The sequence below is a fragment of the Alsobacter ponti genome (genome assembly GCF_024294805.1).
Classification (GTDB): Bacteria; Pseudomonadota; Alphaproteobacteria; order Rhizobiales; family Beijerinckiaceae; genus Alsobacter; species Alsobacter ponti.
Genome location: NZ_JANCLU010000011.1, coordinates 68,019 through 82,952 on the forward strand (window position 1 = coordinate 68,019; position 14,934 = coordinate 82,952).

Annotated in this window: 13 protein-coding genes; 5 read left to right on the forward strand and 8 right to left on the reverse strand. The window is 69.0% G+C overall.

The window, feature by feature from the left end:
• Window positions 1-13: 13 nt before the first annotated feature.
• From NK718_RS12615 to aspS, 3 genes are all read right to left on the reverse strand, one after another.
• Window positions 14-2,302, reverse strand: a complete 2,289-nt coding sequence (locus NK718_RS12615) for an NADP-dependent malic enzyme (RefSeq protein WP_305883671.1) — start codon at window positions 2,300-2,302, stop codon at window positions 14-16.
• A gap of 135 nt (window positions 2,303-2,437) precedes the next feature.
• Window positions 2,438-2,707 carry a hypothetical protein gene (locus NK718_RS12620; RefSeq protein WP_254742689.1) on the reverse strand — a complete coding sequence of 90 codons (270 nt, stop codon included), beginning with the start codon at window positions 2,705-2,707 and terminating at the stop codon, window positions 2,438-2,440.
• A gap of 116 nt (window positions 2,708-2,823) precedes the next feature.
• Complete coding sequence (gene aspS, locus NK718_RS12625; protein ID WP_254742691.1) at window positions 2,824-4,596, reverse strand: aspartate--tRNA ligase; 1,773 nt, start codon at window positions 4,594-4,596, stop codon at window positions 2,824-2,826.
• Between the two features lie 166 nt (window positions 4,597-4,762).
• Here aspS and rnd point away from each other — a divergent pair, with 166 nt between their 5' ends.
• Entirely contained in the window at window positions 4,763-5,908 is a 1,146-nt protein-coding gene (gene rnd / locus NK718_RS12630; RefSeq protein ID WP_254742693.1) for a ribonuclease D, read from the forward strand.
• Between the two features lie 6 nt (window positions 5,909-5,914).
• Here the strand turns inward: rnd and ppx are convergent, their stop codons facing one another.
• The 5 genes from ppx to NK718_RS12655 all read right to left on the reverse strand — a co-directional run bounded on the left by ppx (window position 5,915) and on the right by NK718_RS12655 (window position 12,173).
• Window positions 5,915-7,444: an exopolyphosphatase gene (ppx, locus tag NK718_RS12635; RefSeq protein ID WP_254742696.1), complete on the reverse strand. Its 1,530-nt coding sequence runs from the start codon at window positions 7,442-7,444 to the stop codon at window positions 5,915-5,917.
• 91 nt (window positions 7,445-7,535) lie between these two features.
• Window positions 7,536-9,743, reverse strand: a complete 2,208-nt coding sequence (locus tag NK718_RS12640; protein ID WP_254742699.1) for an RNA degradosome polyphosphate kinase — start codon at window positions 9,741-9,743, stop codon at window positions 7,536-7,538.
• An 81-nt stretch (window positions 9,744-9,824) separates the two neighbouring features.
• The gene (locus tag NK718_RS12645; RefSeq protein WP_254742702.1) at window positions 9,825-10,529 is read right to left on the reverse strand and encodes an HdaA/DnaA family protein; all 705 of its coding nucleotides are present in this window, start codon (window positions 10,527-10,529) and stop codon (window positions 9,825-9,827) included.
• A complete protein-coding gene (locus tag NK718_RS12650; RefSeq protein WP_254742705.1) occupies window positions 10,526-11,614 on the reverse strand; it encodes an AI-2E family transporter in 1,089 nt (362 codons plus the stop codon). The genes NK718_RS12645 and NK718_RS12650 overlap by 4 nt, the downstream gene beginning before the upstream one ends.
• Window positions 11,615-11,642: 28 nt before the next feature.
• Entirely contained in the window at window positions 11,643-12,173 is a 531-nt protein-coding gene (locus tag NK718_RS12655) for a CDP-alcohol phosphatidyltransferase family protein (protein ID WP_254742926.1), read from the reverse strand.
• 135 nt (window positions 12,174-12,308) lie between these two features.
• On the opposite strand from NK718_RS12655, the gene purM reads away from it, so the two are divergent.
• The 4 genes from purM to ndk all read left to right on the forward strand — a co-directional run bounded on the left by purM (window position 12,309) and on the right by ndk (window position 14,881).
• Window positions 12,309-13,406: a phosphoribosylformylglycinamidine cyclo-ligase gene (purM, locus tag NK718_RS12660; RefSeq protein WP_254742708.1), complete on the forward strand. Its 1,098-nt coding sequence runs from the start codon at window positions 12,309-12,311 to the stop codon at window positions 13,404-13,406.
• Window positions 13,407-13,413: 7 nt separating this feature from the next.
• Entirely contained in the window at window positions 13,414-14,085 is a 672-nt protein-coding gene (purN, locus tag NK718_RS12665; RefSeq protein WP_254742711.1) for a phosphoribosylglycinamide formyltransferase, read from the forward strand.
• Window positions 14,086-14,114: 29 nt separating this feature from the next.
• Window positions 14,115-14,327, forward strand: a complete 213-nt coding sequence (locus NK718_RS12670) for a hypothetical protein (protein ID WP_254742714.1) — start codon at window positions 14,115-14,117, stop codon at window positions 14,325-14,327.
• A 131-nt stretch (window positions 14,328-14,458) separates the two neighbouring features.
• Window positions 14,459-14,881: a nucleoside-diphosphate kinase gene (ndk, locus tag NK718_RS12675; protein WP_254742717.1), complete on the forward strand. Its 423-nt coding sequence runs from the start codon at window positions 14,459-14,461 to the stop codon at window positions 14,879-14,881.
• Window positions 14,882-14,934: the final 53 nt, after the last annotated feature.

Here is a 14,934-nt window from a genome sequence, read left to right on the forward strand (position 1 = left end):
CAACGCCGCGAGGTCAGCGGGCCTGCTGGGCCTGCGCCTCGACCACGGCCAGCGCCGTCATGTTGACGACGCCGCGCGCCGTCACCGACGAGGTGAGGACGTGCGCCGGCCGCGCCGGGCCGATCAGGATCGGCCCGATGGGCAGCGCGTCGGCCAGCACCTTGCTGAACTGATAGGCGACGTTGGCGGCGTCGATGTTCGGCATGATCAGCAGGTTGGCCTCCCCCGTCAGGCGCGACGAGGGCAGCTTGCGTTCGCGCACGAGCTGCGAGAGCGCGGTGTCGCCCTGCATCTCGCCGTCTACCTCGAGCTGCGGCGCGCGCTGGCGGATGAGACCCAGCGCCTCGCGCATCTTGACCGCGGAGGCCGTGTCGGCCTCGCCGAAGTCGGAGTGGCACACCAGGGCGATCTTCGGCGTGATGCCGAACCGTTCCACGTGCTCTGCGCACAGCACGGCGTTCTCGGCGATCTCCTCCGCGCTCGGGTTGGCGCGCACATGCGTGTCCGCCAGGAAGTAATTGCCCTTGGAGGTGATCACCAGCGTCATCGCCGAGAGGTCGCGGACGCCTGGCGAGACGCCGATGATGTCGCGGATCAGCCGGAGCTTGGACTGGAACCGTCCCTCCAGGCCGCAGATCATGGCGTCGGCATCGCCGCGCACGACCGCGACCGCCGCAATGACCGTCGTCGAGGTGCGCACCAGGGCGCGCGCGGCATCCGGCGTGATGCCCCTCCTCCCGGCGCGCTCCACGAACGTCGCCACATAGTCGCGATAGCGCGGATCGTCCTCGGGATTGATCACCTCGAGGTCCTTGCCGGGACGCAGCGACAGGCCGTAGCGCTGGCAGCGCGCCTCGATCACCGCCGGGCGGCCGACCAGGATCGGCACCGCGATGCCCTCTTCCAGCGCCACCTGCGCGGCGCGCAGCACCCGCTCGTCCTCGCCGTCGGCGTAGATGACCCGGCGCGCGTCGTCCTTTGCCTGGGTGAACAGCGGCTTCATGATGAAGCCGGAGCGGAACACGAACCGGGACAGCTGCTCCGTGTAGGCGTCCCAGTCGCCGATGGGCCGCTTGGCGACACCCGTCTCCATGGCGGCGCGCGCCACCGCCGGCGCGATGCGCAGGATCAGGCGAGGGTCGAACGGGCTCGGGATCAGGGACTCGGGCCCGAACGTGCCGATCTCGCCGCCATAGGCGCGCGCCGCGATGTCGGACGGCGCCTCGCGCGCCAGCCGGGCGATGGCGTCCACCGCCGCGCGCTTCATCTCCTCGTTGATCGTCGTCGCCGCCACGTCGAGCGCGCCCCGGAAGATGTAGGGGAAGCACAGGACGTTGTTGACCTGATTGGGATAGTCAGAGCGTCCCGTACAGATCATGGCGTCCGCGCGGACCGCCTTGGCCTCCTCCGGCATGATCTCCGGCGTCGGGTTGGCGAGCGCCAGGATCAGCGGCGCGCGGGCCATGGAGGCGACCATGGCGGGCTTCAGCACCCCGCCGGCGGACAGGCCGAGGAACACGTCCGCGCCCTCGATGATCTCGGCCAGCTTGCGTTTGTCCGTGTCCTGCGCGAACACCGCCTTCCAGCGGTCCATCAGCGCCGTGCGCCCCTGGTAGACGACACCCTCGATGTCGCTGATCCAGATGTTCTCGCGACGCGCGCCCAGCGACACCAGCATGTTGAGGCAGGCCAGAGCCGCCGCGCCGGCGCCCGAAGCGACGATCTTCACCTCGGAAATCGACTTGCCGGCGAGATTGAGCGCGTTCGTGACCGCCGCCCCGACGATGATCGCGGTGCCATGCTGGTCGTCGTGGAACACCGGGATGGCCATGCGGTCGCGCAGCCGCGCCTCGACCTCGAAGCACTCCGGGGCCTTGATGTCCTCGAGGTTGATGCCGCCGAAGGTCGGCTCCAGCGCGGCGACCACGTCGACGAGCCGCTCGACTTCCTTCTCCGCGACCTCGATGTCGAAGACGTCGATGCCCGCGAACTTCTTGAACAGGACGGCCTTGCCTTCCATCACGGGCTTGGAGGCGAGCGGACCGATGTCGCCCAGGCCGAGCACGGCCGTGCCGTTGGAGACGACGGCCACGAGGTTCTGCCGCGACGTGTATTCCGCCGCCATGTTGGGATCGGCGGCGATCGCCTCGCAGGGAGCCGCCACGCCGGGCGAATAGGCCAGCGCCAGGTCGCGCTGGTTGCCGAGCGGCTTCGTGGCCTGAATCTCGAGCTTCCCGGGCCTGGGGCTGCGATGATAGACGAGCGCCCCCGACCTCAGATCCTCGGACATGTTGGAAGCCATCGTCACACCCCCGGACGCACGCGATCCGCCTGTTTAAGCGCCGGAACCTCGACCGGTCCAGCGCAAACACGGGGTCCGGCGCGCCGCTCCGCAACCTGGAGTGGCGTCAGGCGAGGCTGGCGACGAAAATGAGGTTTAGCGCGGCAGCTGCCGCATGCCGGTGCTGTCGACGTGGGTGTTGAAATAGGGCTGGTCCATGTCGCGGACGCCCGTCGTCAGATAGCTCGGGTACTTGCGTTCGACCGAGTTGGGCGACAGGAAGAGATAGCTCTGGTCCTGCCGCGGCTGGGTCACCGGGGCCGGAGCCGGCTTGGCCTTGCGCGGCGCCGACTTCGTCTGCGCCAATGCGCCACCGGCGAAAGCCGTCGCGGCAAGGGCGATCAGAACGGTCCTGGTGACGGGCATCGCAATACTCCACGTGTCTTGGCGCACAGAAGGCCCGTGTTCCCGTTGATGTCAAGTTAACGCTAGGGAGGATGGGGCGCGCCCGGCGCCGAAGCGGGCCGGGCGCGACATTTTTCTCACTTTTCCGGCAGGTTGAGCCGGATGTGGAGATCGCGGAGCTGGCGGGCCGTGACGTCGGACGGCGCGCCCATCAGCAGGTCGAGCGCCTGCTGGTTCATCGGGAACAGCGCCACCTCGCGCAGGTTCTGCGCGCCGCACAGCAGCATGACGATGCGATCGATGCCGGCCGCCATGCCCCCATGCGGCGGCGCGCCGTACTGGAATGCGCGGTACATGCCGCCAAAACGCTCCACCACCGTCTCCTCGCCGTAGCCGGCGATCTCGAACGCCTTCACCATCGCCTCGGGGCGGTGGTTGCGGATGCCGCCCGAGGCGATCTCGAAGCCGTTGCATGCGATGTCGTACTGGAACGCCTTGATCGACAGCGGATCCTGCCCGCGCAGCGCCTCCAGCCCACCCTGCGGCATCGAGAACGGGTTATGGGAGAAGTCGACCTTCTTCTCGTCCTCGTTCCACTCGAACATCGGGAAGTCAACGATCCAGGCCAGTTCGTAGCGGTCCTCGTCGACGAGGTTGAGGTCGGTCCCGACCTTGGTGCGCGCCGCGCCCGCGAACTTGACGAACTTGTCCGGGTCGCCCGCGACGAAGAAGGCGGCATCGCCGTCCTTCAGCCCGAGCTGGGCGCGGATCGCCTCGACGCGCTCGGGGCCGATATTGTTGGCGATCGGGCCGGCGCCCGCGCCCTCTCGCCACATGATGTAGCCGAGCCCCGGCTGGCCTTCGCCCTGCGCCCAGGAGTTCATGCGGTCGCAGAAGGCGCGCGAGCCGCCACCCGGGCCGGGGATCGCCCACACCTGGTTCTTGGCGTCCTCCAGCATGCGGGCGAACACCTTGAAGCCCGCTCCGCGGAAATGCTCGGAGACGTCCTGCATCACGAGCGGATTGCGCAGGTCGGGCTTGTCCGAGCCGTACTTGCGCATCGCCTCGGCGAACGGAATGCGCGGCCACGGGGCCGGCGTCACCGGCTTGCCGCCACCGAACTCCTCGAACACTCCGGTGAGCACGGGCTCCACGGCCGCGAACACGTCGTCCTGGGTGACGAAGCTCATCTCCAGGTCGAGCTGGTAGAACTCGCCGGGCAGACGATCCGCGCGCGGATCCTCGTCGCGGAAGCAGGGAGCGATCTGGAAGTAGCGGTCGAAGCCCGCCATCATCAGCAACTGCTTGTACTGCTGCGGGGCCTGCGGCAGGGCGTAGAACTTGCCGGGATGCAGGCGCGAAGGCACCAGGAAGTCGCGCGCGCCCTCCGGAGACGAGGCGGTCAGGATCGGCGTCTGGAACTCGTTGAAGCCCTGCCCCTTCATCCGCTGGCGCAGCGAGTCGATGACGCGCACGCGCGTCATGATGTTCTCGTGCAGCTTCTCGCGGCGCAGGTCGAGGAAGCGGTACTTGAGGCGGGTCTCCTCCGGGTACTGCTGATCTCCGAACACCTGCAACGGCAGCTCGGCCGCCGCGCCCAGCACTTCCAGCTCGGTGACGAACAGCTCGATCTGGCCGGTGGGCAGGTCCGGGTTCTCGGTCCCCTCCGGGCGCTGCCGGACCTTGCCGTCGACCCGCACCACCCACTCGGCGCGCAGCTTCTCCGCGTCCCCGAACGCCGGCGAGTCAGGATCGATGACGCACTGGGTGATGCCGTAATGGTCCCGAAGGTCGATGAACAGCAGCCCGCCATGGTCGCGGATGCGGTGGCACCAGCCGGAAAGCCGCGCCTGCGCGCCGGCGTCGGAAAGCCGAAGGCCGGCGCAGGTGTGAGAGCGATAGCGGTGCATGGGACGGTCCTGGGCGGCCGGCGTCGAACGCCGGCGAACTGGGTGAGGGCCTGAGGGCCCGAGTGGGGCGGAAAAACCCACAGGCCCCTGTTTTTGTCAAGGAGCGGCATGCCGCCGCGTCCGGCGCTCTGGCGCGCTCGCGGCGAACGCGCTATCAGGGCCGGCCATGCCCCTGATCAACACCACTTCCGATCTCGCCGCCGCCTGCGAGCGGCTCGCCCGGCACGCTTTCGTGACGTTCGACACGGAATTCATGCGGGAAACGACCTACTATCCGAAGCTGTGCCTGATTCAGCTGGCGAGCCCGGAGGAAGTGGCGCTCGTCGACCCACTCGCGCCGGGCCTGGACCTCGCTCCCTTTCTCGACCTGATGCGCGATCCCGCGGTCGTAAAAGTGGTCCATTCCGGCCGCCAGGACCTGGAAATCCTCTGGAACATCGACAAGTGCATCCCCGCCCCGCTGTTCGACAGCCAGGTGGCGGCGATGGTGTGCGGCTACGGCGACAGCGTCTCCTACGAGCAGCTGGCGCACGATCTCGCGCACGCGCGGATCGACAAGTCGTCGCGATTCACGGACTGGTCCAAGCGCCCGCTCAGCGAGGCGCAGCTCACCTACGCGCGCTCGGACGTGACGCATCTGCGGCAGATCTATCTGGAGCTGGCCAAGAAACTGGAGCAGTCCGGCCGAACCCACTGGCTCCAGAACGAAATGGAGGTTCTGACCTCCCCCGCTACCTACGCCGCCCATCCCGAGGACGCGTGGCGGCGGCTGGTCGGGCGGGTGCGCAAGCCGCGCGAACTCGCCGTGCTGATGGAGCTCGCCGCGTGGCGCGAGCGCGAGGCGCAGAGCCGCGACGTGCCGCGCAGCCGCGTCCTCAAGGACGACGCCGTGATGGACGTCGTCTCGGCCGCGCCGCGCACCCCCGAGGCGCTGGCCCATCTGCGCTCGATTCCCTCTGGCTTCGAGCGCTCCCGCGCCGGAGCGGAAATTGTTGCGGCGGTGGAGCGCGGGCTTGAGCGCGATCCAAAGACGTTGCCGCCGGTGACGCGGGGCCATCGCCGCCCCTTCAACCAGTCGACCGTCGACCTGCTGAAGGTGCTGCTCAAGATGGTGTGCGAACAGGAGAACGTCGCCGCCAAGATCGTCGCCACGGTCGACGACCTGGAGGCGATCGCCGCCGATGACGACGCGGACGTGCCCGCCCTGCATGGATGGCGGCGCGAGCTATTCGGCGAACGCGCGCTCGGCCTCAAGCATGGAAGGCTGGCGCTGGCGGTCGAGAACGGCCGGGTGACCGGCGTCCCGCGCTGAGCCTGCTCAGGCGCTGCTGCGTTCGGGCTCGCGGAAGACGAAGTTGGGCGTGCGCCCCAGGATGCGCGCCAGCTGCTTGAGGCGGTTGAACAGACGCTCGTTCGCCAGCGGCGCAATGTCGGCCGGCAGTTCCAGTTCGAGCAGGCCGTGCCCGCAAGTCAGGGGCGCGCGCGGCAGAATGCCCGGCATCGCGGCCGTGACGAGATAGGCGACGCGCATCGCCCCGCCGAGAATGCGGGCGCGGTCCAGCATGCGGGAGGACACGAGTTCGCGCAGGCGCGGGCTCACCTCCTCGTCATTGAGCCCCATGTGGCGATAGGCGACCGCGAGAGCGATAAAGGCTCGCCCCGGATGGTCGATGCCCACGAAGCCGGCATGGGCGATGATGTTGAGCGACTGTTCGCCCCGATAGTCGGGATGCGCGCGCCAGCCGATATCGGCCAGCAGGCACGCCGCGTGGCGCAGCCGCCGCTCATCCGCCGTCTCCTCCAGGTGCGCGCTGGCGAGGAGCCGATCCGTCCAGGCGCAGAGCTCCTCGCCGTGCCGCGGCGCGCGCGAGCGCAGCGTGTTGAGCTCCCGCGCCGTCACCAGCAGCGGGTCCTGGGCGCGCTGGGCGTCGTCCAACAACTCGTAGAGCATGCCCTCGCGCACGCCGAGCGCCGACACCACGACCTCGGAGGGCCGGGCGAGCTTGATGATCTGCTCCAGCAGCAGCGCCCCATAGGCGAGCAGAGGCCGGCGCGCCGCCGACACCGATTCGATGGAGGCGAGCGAATCCGCCTCAACCCGCTCGACGAGGCCAGCGAAATCCTCGGCGTCGCTGGTCGGGATGACGTAATTGTGCATGACATGAAGCGGATAGCCGCGTTGCTTCATGTGCAGTCTCGCCAGGGCGCGCCACGTGCCGCCGACCGCGTAGAATGCCCGGCCGCGCACGGCCTCGAGATGCGGGACCTCCTTCAGCGCCTTGCGCGCGATCTTCGCCGCCTTCTTGAGGCTGCAGCCGGACTGGTCCTGAAGGGCGAGGCCGCCGAGCGGCAGCGACACCGCCGAGGTGAGGCGATGGCCGCGCACGTCGATGAGTTCGAGCGAGCCGCCGCCCATGTCGCCGACCAGCCCGTCCGGCTTCCAGATGCCCGAGACGATCCCCAGCGCGGAGAGCTTGGCTTCCCGCTTGCCCGAGATCAGCTCGACGGGCGCCTGCGTCACCTCCTGGCACCGCGCCAGGAACTCCGGTCCGTTCTCGGCGTCGCGCGCCGCGGCCGTGGCCAGCACGCGGACATTGGAGATGCCCATCGCCGCGCAAAGCACCCGGAAGCGGGCCAGCGCGGACAACGCTTTGTCCATCGCGTCCGATGAAAGCCGCCGCGTCGAGAGCACGTTGCGGCCGAGGCCGCAGAGCACTTTCTCGTTGAAGATGGGAGTGGGCGCGCGCGTCAGCCCCTCATAGGCGACGAGGCGGACGGAGTTGGACCCGATGTCGATAATGGCGATCGGGTCGCCGAGCTTCAGTCGGCCCTGGGCGTCTGTCGGCATGGCGCACACATGTCCGGGATCGCGACCGCGAAGTCAATCCGGGCCGAGGGCGTCCGGCAGGGTTGTCCTCGGTTGGGGCGGCGGCACGGCCTCAGCGGCGCGAAGGGGCGTGGCGGGCAAGGCTCTGCGGCGACGACGCCTTGAGCGACTTGCCGCGGCCCGACAGGCTGGGGTTGGTCATGAAGAACTTGTGGGCGTTGAACGGCTTCTGGCCTTCGGCCGCGTGAATGCGTCGGCTGGAGCCGTCCGACAGCACTTCCCAGCTCTGCTCCGTGTCCTGCAAATTTGCGATCATGATCTGGTCGAGCACCTGCTGGTGCACGGTCGGGTTGATGATCGGGCAGAGCGCCTCCACCCGCCGCTCCAGGTTACGCTGCATCAGGTCCGCCGACGAGATGTAGAGATGCGCCTGGGGATGCGGCAGGCCATGACCGTTGCCGAAGGCGTAGATGCGCGAATGCTCCAGGAAGCGGCCGACGATCGACTTGACCCGGATGTTCTCCGACAGCCCCGGCACGCCCGGGCGAAGGCAGCAGATGCCTCGCACCACCATGTCGACCTGCACGCCGGCGGCGCTGGCATCGTACAGGGCGTCGATGATCTGCGGGTCCACCAGCGCGTTGCACTTCAGCCAGATCGCGGCGGGCCGTCCCGCCTTGGCGTGCTCCGTCTCCTCGGCGATATGGCGCAGCAGCCGCTTCTTCAGCGTGAGAGGCGAGACCGCCATGCGCTCCAGTTCGGCCGGCTCGGCGTAGCCCGTGATGAAATTGAAGATGCGGGCGACGTCCCCGGCGATGACCGGGTCGGCGGTGAAGAATGACAGGTCGGTGTAGATGCGGGCCGTGATCGGGTGATAGTTGCCCGTTCCGACGTGGCAATAGGTGACGAGCTGCCCCGCCTCGCGCCGCACCACCATGGACAGCTTCGCGTGGGTCTTGAGCTCGATGAAGCCGAACACCACCTGGACGCCGGCCTTCTCCAGGTCGCGCGCCCAGCGGATATTGGCCTCCTCGTCGAAGCGCGCCTTGAGCTCGACGAGCGCGGTGACCGACTTGCCCGCCTCGGCCGCTTCGGCGAGCGCCTTGATGATCGGGCTGTCGGAGGACGTGCGATACAATGTCTGCTTGATCGCCACCACGTTGGGATCGCGCGCCGCCTGCTGCAGGAACTGGACGACGACGTCGAACGACTCGTAGGGGTGATGGACGATCAGGTCCTTCTGCTTGATCGCGGCGTAGCAGTCGCCGCCATGGTCGCGAATACGCTCTGGAAAGCGGGCATTGTAGGTCGGGAACTTCAGCTCCGGCCTGTCCAGCCCCACGAGCTGCGACAGGTCGTTCAGGGCGAGCATGCCCTCGACCACGAACAGCTCGTCCGGACTGACGTCGAACTCGCCCGCCACGAACTGGCGGAGGCTTTCCGGCATTCCGGCTTCGATTTCGAGCCGGATGACGACCCCGCGCCGACGCTGCTTCAGCGCCGTCTCGAACAGGCGCACGAGGTCCTCGGCCTCCTCCTCGACCTCGATGTCGCTGTCGCGGATGACACGGAAGCCGCCCAGCCCCTTGACCGTGTAGCCGGGGAAGAGCCGCGGCGTGAACAGCGCGATGACCTGCTCCAGCGCGATGAAGCGGCTCGCCCCCGTCTCGGCGAAGTCGGGAAGGCGCACGAAGCGCGCCACGGTGTTGGGCACGCGGATCAGCGCGTTCAGCGTGCGTCCATCGGACGGGCGGAAGAGCTCGAGCGCCAGCGAGAAACCCAGGTTCGGGATGAACGGGAACGGGTGCGCCGGGTCGACGGCCAGGGGCGTCAGGACCGGGAAGACGTGGTGCAGGAAGTAGTCGTCGAGCCAGGGCCGCTCCGCCTTCGAGACGTCGGCCGCGTCGACCATGACGATGCCCACTTCGAGCAGCTGCTCCCGCAACTCCCGCCAGCGGCGCTGCTGGTCGCCGGCCAGCTCCGTCACCGCGTCGCGGATGCGCGCCAGTTGCTCGAGGGGCGACAGCCCGTCCTGCGACTGCGCGGTCAGTCCGTTGCGCACCTGCCCGAACAGGCCGGCGACCCGGACCATGAAAAATTCATCCAGATTGTTGGCGGAAATCGACAGGAAACGGAGCTGTTCAAGCAGAGGATGGGACCTGTTCGACGCTTCTTCGAACACTCGTCTGTTGAAATGCAGCCATGATAGTTCACGGTTGAAGAAGCGTTCCGGCGAGGTGCGCAGGTCGGTCGCCGAGGCCGCGCCGGGCCGCGTCGTCGTCGCCTGAGCTTCCGTCTTCGCCTCCACGCTGCTGTCCACGCCGTCCTCCCATCGGGCCGCCCGGCCCCTGCAAGCCGTTGTTGTCGGCGCAATCCACGACAAAACAATGACCGGCGAAGGTCAAGCCCGGTCTGGCGCGCCCCGGCTTTCCAGCGAGCGCAGGATTTCACCCGCGAGGGGGCGGGTGATGCGCCGGCCGCGCTCCAGCCCGGCGCGGTCGAGCGCGTCCACCACCTCCCGGACCGCGCCCATGGAGCGCTCCAGCCGGGCGCAGAGAAACTCGACCACCGAGGTGTCGACGATCAGCTGCCGCTCGACGAAGTGCTTGACCAGTACGGCGCGCAGAAGCGCGTCGTCCGGCTCGCCGAGCACGGCGGACGGGGCAAGGCGCAGCCGCGACAGCAGGTCCGGCGTGGCGAGGCCCCAGTCCGAGGCGGGGGTGCGGGCGGTGAGCAGCACCCAGGCCCCGCGCTCGCGGGCCAGGTTGAGCAGGTGGAACAGCGCGTCCTCGTGCCCGCTCGCCCGGTCGCAATCCTCGACGACCAGCGCGCCCGAGGAGACGAGCCGGGGCACATCCTCGGCGCGCAGCCGCGCCCGTGGCAGCGTCCAGGCATGGGCGCGCGCCGCCCAGATCGCCGCGCAATGCGTCTTCCCGGAGCCCGGGGGGCCGATCAGCAGCAGCACGCGGTCCGGCCAATCGGGCCAGGCCTCGACGGCGGCATAGGCCGCCTCGTTGGAGGGACTGACCAGGAAGTCCTCGGCGTCGTGCCCCTCCTCCACCGGCAGGTCGAGGGCGAGTTGCCGCGGCGGCTCGCGCTTCGTCACGAGCGGGACTCCGGCCCCGGCGAGGAGACGGGCCCGCCGGCATAGAGGGGGCTCGCCAGGTACTGCCGCAGGGAGAACCGGGCCAACACGCCCACCGTCGCCGCCAGCGGCACCGCCAGCAGCAGGCCCACGAAGCCCAGCATGTTGCCGAAGGCGAACAGCGCGAACATGAGCCACACCGGATGCAGGCCGACGGCGTGCCCGACGAGCTTGGGGGAGAGGATGTTCCCCTCCAGGAATTGCCCGGAGAAGAACACCGCGAGGACGAGGCCGATCATCACGGGATCGGGCCAGAACTGGACGATCGCCACGCCGGTCGCGAGCACCAGCCCGGTGAGCGAGCCGACATAAGGAATAAACGTCAGGAAGCCCGAGAGCAGCCCGATCAGAAAGCCGAAATTCAGACCGGTCAGCGTCAGCCCGACAGCGTACCACGTTCCCAGCAGCAGGCAGACGAGCGCCTGCCCCCTCACGAAGCCGGCGATGGCGGCGTTGATCTCCCGCGCCAGCTCGCGAACCGTGTTGCGGCTGCGCACCGGCACCCAGCCATCGACGGTGGCGATCATGTGGTCCCAGTCGACCAGCAGGTAGAAGGCGACGACCGGCGTCACCACGATCAGCGACACCACGCCCAGCAGCGCCTGGCCGCCCGACCACAGCGAGGTGAGCAGGTCGCCAAGCCAGCTCGCGCCGCGCGACACGAACGTGCCGAGCGAGTTCTGCAGGTCCGGCAGGTCCCCGCCGAACCGTTCGGCGATGGGCGCGCCGTAGCGGGCCAGCAATTGCTGCAGCTGGCGCGCGTAATCCGGGATCTTGGCCAGAAACGCCGCGAGGTCGGTGACCACGATCGGCACGAGGAGCAGCAGCGCCACCGTGAAAATCATGACGAAGAGCGCCAGGATCAGCAGCGTCGCGAGCAGACGTCCCATGCCGAGCCGCTGCAGCCGGTCGGCGAGCGGATCGAGCAGGTAGGCGAGCACGAGGCCGGCGACGAAGGGCAGCAGGATGTCCCGGAACACCCAGATCGCGAGCGCGAACAGCGCGGCGGCCGCGAGCCAGAACGCGAATTGCCGTTGAAAGCTCATCCCTGCCCCGCCCTGGGCCGCGCTGCCCTCAAGAGGTCATGTGCCGCAGCCATCGGGCGAGATAGTCGGCGGCCGACACGCCCGTCAAGACGGCCACCGCGAACATGAACCCGTCGAGGGCCGCCCCGCCCTCGATATCGAAGCTGCGCAATCCCAGGAAAACCGCGGCGAGCGCGAGTTGCGCGGCCGTATTGGCCTTCGAAAGGTGGGAGGGGTTGATTTCCACCGGGTTGTCCATCAGCCACGACAGCACCACCGCGCCGACGATCATCATGTCGCGCGACACCACGACGATCGCCAGCCACACCGGCAGGTGGCCGACAATGGCGAGCGAGACGTAGATGCAGACGAGGAGCGCCTTGTCGGCGAGGGGGTCGAGGTAGGCCCCGAGCTCCGAGCGCATGTCCCAGCGCCGGGCGATGTAGCCGTCGACGGCGTCAGACACCCCGGCGACGACGAAGGCGATGAAAGCAAGGTGCCATTGCCCCTGGCTGATCATGGCGACAACGAATGGAACGAGGAAAAGCCGGCCGATCGTGATCAAATTGGGAAGATTCATCGACAAGTGCACGCCTCCACCTCTCCAATCTAGCCGAGGCGGAGCCGGACCGCGAGGGGACAGGCACACCCGGGCGCGCGGCCCTTGCAAAGCGGCGGCGAGGGCATTAACCCCTGCCCGACCCCGGAGAGCCCCATGGCGTCCCAACCCGAGCAGACACCGAACGATCCCGCCCGCGCTGGCCTGACCTACGCCGACGCCGGAGTCGACATCGACGCGGGGAACGCGATGGTCGACGCCATCAAGCCGCTGGTGCGCGCCACCCGCCGGCCGGGCGCGGACGCGGAGATCGGCGGCTTCGGCGGTCTGTTCGACCTGAAGGCGGCCGGCTACAAGGATCCGATCCTGGTCGCCGCCAATGACGGCGTCGGCACCAAGGTGAAGATCGCCATCGACTCCGGGCTCCACGAGACGATCGGCGTCGACCTCGTCGCGATGAGCGTCAACGACCTCGTGGTCCAGGGCGCCGAGCCGCTGTTCTTCCTCGATTATTTCGCCACCGGCAAGCTCGCTCCCCATGTCGGGGCCGAGGTCGTCAAGGGCATCGCAGCCGCCTGCGTCGAGGCCGGCTGCGCGCTGATCGGCGGCGAGACGGCGGAAATGCCGGGCCTCTACGCGGCGGGCGACTACGATCTCGCCGGCTTCGCGGTCGGCGCGGCCGAGCGGGGAACCCTGCTGCCGCACGGCGACGTGGCGCCGGGCGACGTGGTGCTCGGCCTGCCCTCGTCGGGCATCCATTCCAATGGCTTTTCGCTGGTGCGCCGCGTCGTCGAGATGAGCGGCGTCCCGCTCGACGCGCCGGCGCCGTTCGACGAGGCGCGCACGCTGGCCGCCGCCTTGCTGGAGCCGACCCGCCTCTACGTGAAGCCGATCCTCGCCGTGCTGAGGGAGACGACCGGCCTGAAGGCGCTGGCCCACATCACCGGCGGCGGGTTCCCCGACAACATCCCGCGCGTGCTGCCGGACGCGGTCGCGGTCCGCGTGCACCTCGACAAGGTGCCGGTCCTCCCGGTGTTTCGCTGGCTCGCCAAGGTCGGCGGCATCGCCGAAGCGGAAATGCTGCGGACCTTCAATTGCGGCATCGGCATGGTGGCCATTGTCGCGCCCGACCAGGCGGACGCGGTCGCGGCCTCCTTCGCGGCGGCCGGCCAGCCGGCGTTGCGTCTCGGCGAGGTCGTGGCGCGCCGCCCGGGAGAGCCGTCGGTGCTCTACGCCGGCGCGCTGGCGCTCTGATCGCAACATGGCGCGGATGCGCACGGCGATCCTGATCTCGGGGCGCGGCTCGAACATGACCGCGCTCCTCGAGGCCGCGCGCCAGCCGGCCTATCCGGCGCAGATCGTTCTGGTGATGTCGAACCGGCCGGACGCGGCGGGGCTCGCCCGCGCCGCGGAAGCCGGGTTCGCGACGGCGGTCGTCGATCACAAGGCCTACCCGGACCGCGCCTCATTCGAGGCGGCGATGCAGACCGAACTCGACCGACATGGCGTCGAACTCGTCTGCCTCGCCGGCTTCATGCGCGTGCTGACGCCCTGGTTCATCGAGCGCTGGACCGGCCGGCTCCTCAATATTCATCCGTCGCTCCTGCCCGCCTTCCGGGGGTTGCACACCCACGAGCGGGCGCTGGAGGAAGGCGTCAAGCTGCACGGCTGCACCGTCCACTTCGTCGTGCCGGAACTCGACGCCGGCCCCATCGTGGCGCAGGGCGCGGTTCCCGTGCTGGCCGGCGACACGCCGGACTCGCTGGGCGGACGGGTGCTTGCGGTGGAGCACCGGCTCTACCCGCTCGCCGTCGCGCTGGTCGCCAGCGGTCGCGCGCGGCTCGTGGACGGGCGGGTGCTGGAGCACGACGTCGCTGGGCCGTCGGGCATTCTGGTCAATCCGTCGCCCGACATCGGCGAGCCGGCCGCCTGAATCTGGGCGAGGCGCGCCCAAACACGGCCATGTTTACGCCCGGTTGCATGGGCGTTGTGGTTCCCGGCGGCGTCGACTGGGACGCCGATTCGGTCAACTCGATGCGCTGCAACCGTCTTTCGCTCGGAGCCATGCTCCTCGTCGCCCTGGCCCTCCTCGCCGGCCTCGCCGTGCTGGGCTCGGCCGGAAGCCAGATCCGCACCGCCCGCGTGGGCCTTCCCGCCGCTTCGATGCCGCTTTAGGCGCATGGCCGCGCCTTGTGGCGCGCTTCCGTCGAGGCTATAAGCCGCGCACTCTTCACCTATGGGTGTTGCACGGTTTCAAGCGCCGCCCGGCGGGCGACGCCGATTTCGACAATCAGGAAGGACGACCCATGGCGCTGCAGCGCACTTTTTCGATCATCAAGCCCGACGCCACCGAGCGGAACCTGACCGGCGCCGTCAACGCCGTCATCGAGGGCGCCGGCCTGCGCATCGTCGCCCAGAAGCGCATCCACATGACGCGCCAGCAGGCCGAGACGTTCTACGCGGTCCACAAGGAGCGTCCCTTCTTCGGCGAGCTGGTCGACTTCATGACCTCCGGCCCGGTGGTCGTGCAGGTGCTGGAAGGCGACAACGCCATCGCCCGCTATCGCGAGGTGATGGGCGCCACCAACCCGGCCAACGCCGCCGAGGGCACGATCCGCAAGCTCTTCGCCAAGTCGGTCGGCGAGAACAGCGTCCACGGCTCGGACGCCCCCGAGACGGCGGCGATCGAGATCGCCCAGTTCTTCTCGGGCAACGAGATCGTCGGCTGAGCGCACCGCGCGGACAATCCAGGGCGGCCTTCGGGCCGCCTTTTTCTTTGGGG

What these genes read in the sequence shown, in the direction of transcription:
- purN (WP_254742711.1), top strand. Translation starts at nt 13,414, where the DNA reads ATGGCGCGGATGCGCACGGCGATCCTGATCTCGGGGCGCGGCTCGAAC.
- NK718_RS12620 (WP_254742689.1), bottom strand. Translation starts at nt 2,707, where the DNA reads ATGCCCGTCACCAGGACCGTTCTGATCGCCCTTGCCGCGACGGCTTTC.
- NK718_RS12615 (WP_305883671.1), bottom strand. Translation starts at nt 2,302, where the DNA reads ATGGCTTCCAACATGTCCGAGGATCTGAGGTCGGGGGCGCTCGTCTAT.
- ndk (WP_254742717.1), top strand. Translation starts at nt 14,459, where the DNA reads ATGGCGCTGCAGCGCACTTTTTCGATCATCAAGCCCGACGCCACCGAG.
- NK718_RS12650 (WP_254742705.1), bottom strand. Translation starts at nt 11,614, where the DNA reads ATGAGCTTTCAACGGCAATTCGCGTTCTGGCTCGCGGCCGCCGCGCTG.
- ppx (WP_254742696.1), bottom strand. Translation starts at nt 7,444, where the DNA reads ATGCCGACAGACGCCCAGGGCCGACTGAAGCTCGGCGACCCGATCGCC.
- rnd (WP_254742693.1), top strand. Translation starts at nt 4,763, where the DNA reads ATGCCCCTGATCAACACCACTTCCGATCTCGCCGCCGCCTGCGAGCGG.
- NK718_RS12655 (WP_254742926.1), bottom strand. Translation starts at nt 12,173, where the DNA reads ATGAATCTTCCCAATTTGATCACGATCGGCCGGCTTTTCCTCGTTCCA.
- aspS (WP_254742691.1), bottom strand. Translation starts at nt 4,596, where the DNA reads ATGCACCGCTATCGCTCTCACACCTGCGCCGGCCTTCGGCTTTCCGAC.
- purM (WP_254742708.1), top strand. Translation starts at nt 12,309, where the DNA reads ATGGCGTCCCAACCCGAGCAGACACCGAACGATCCCGCCCGCGCTGGC.
- NK718_RS12670 (WP_254742714.1), top strand. Translation starts at nt 14,115, where the DNA reads ATGTTTACGCCCGGTTGCATGGGCGTTGTGGTTCCCGGCGGCGTCGAC.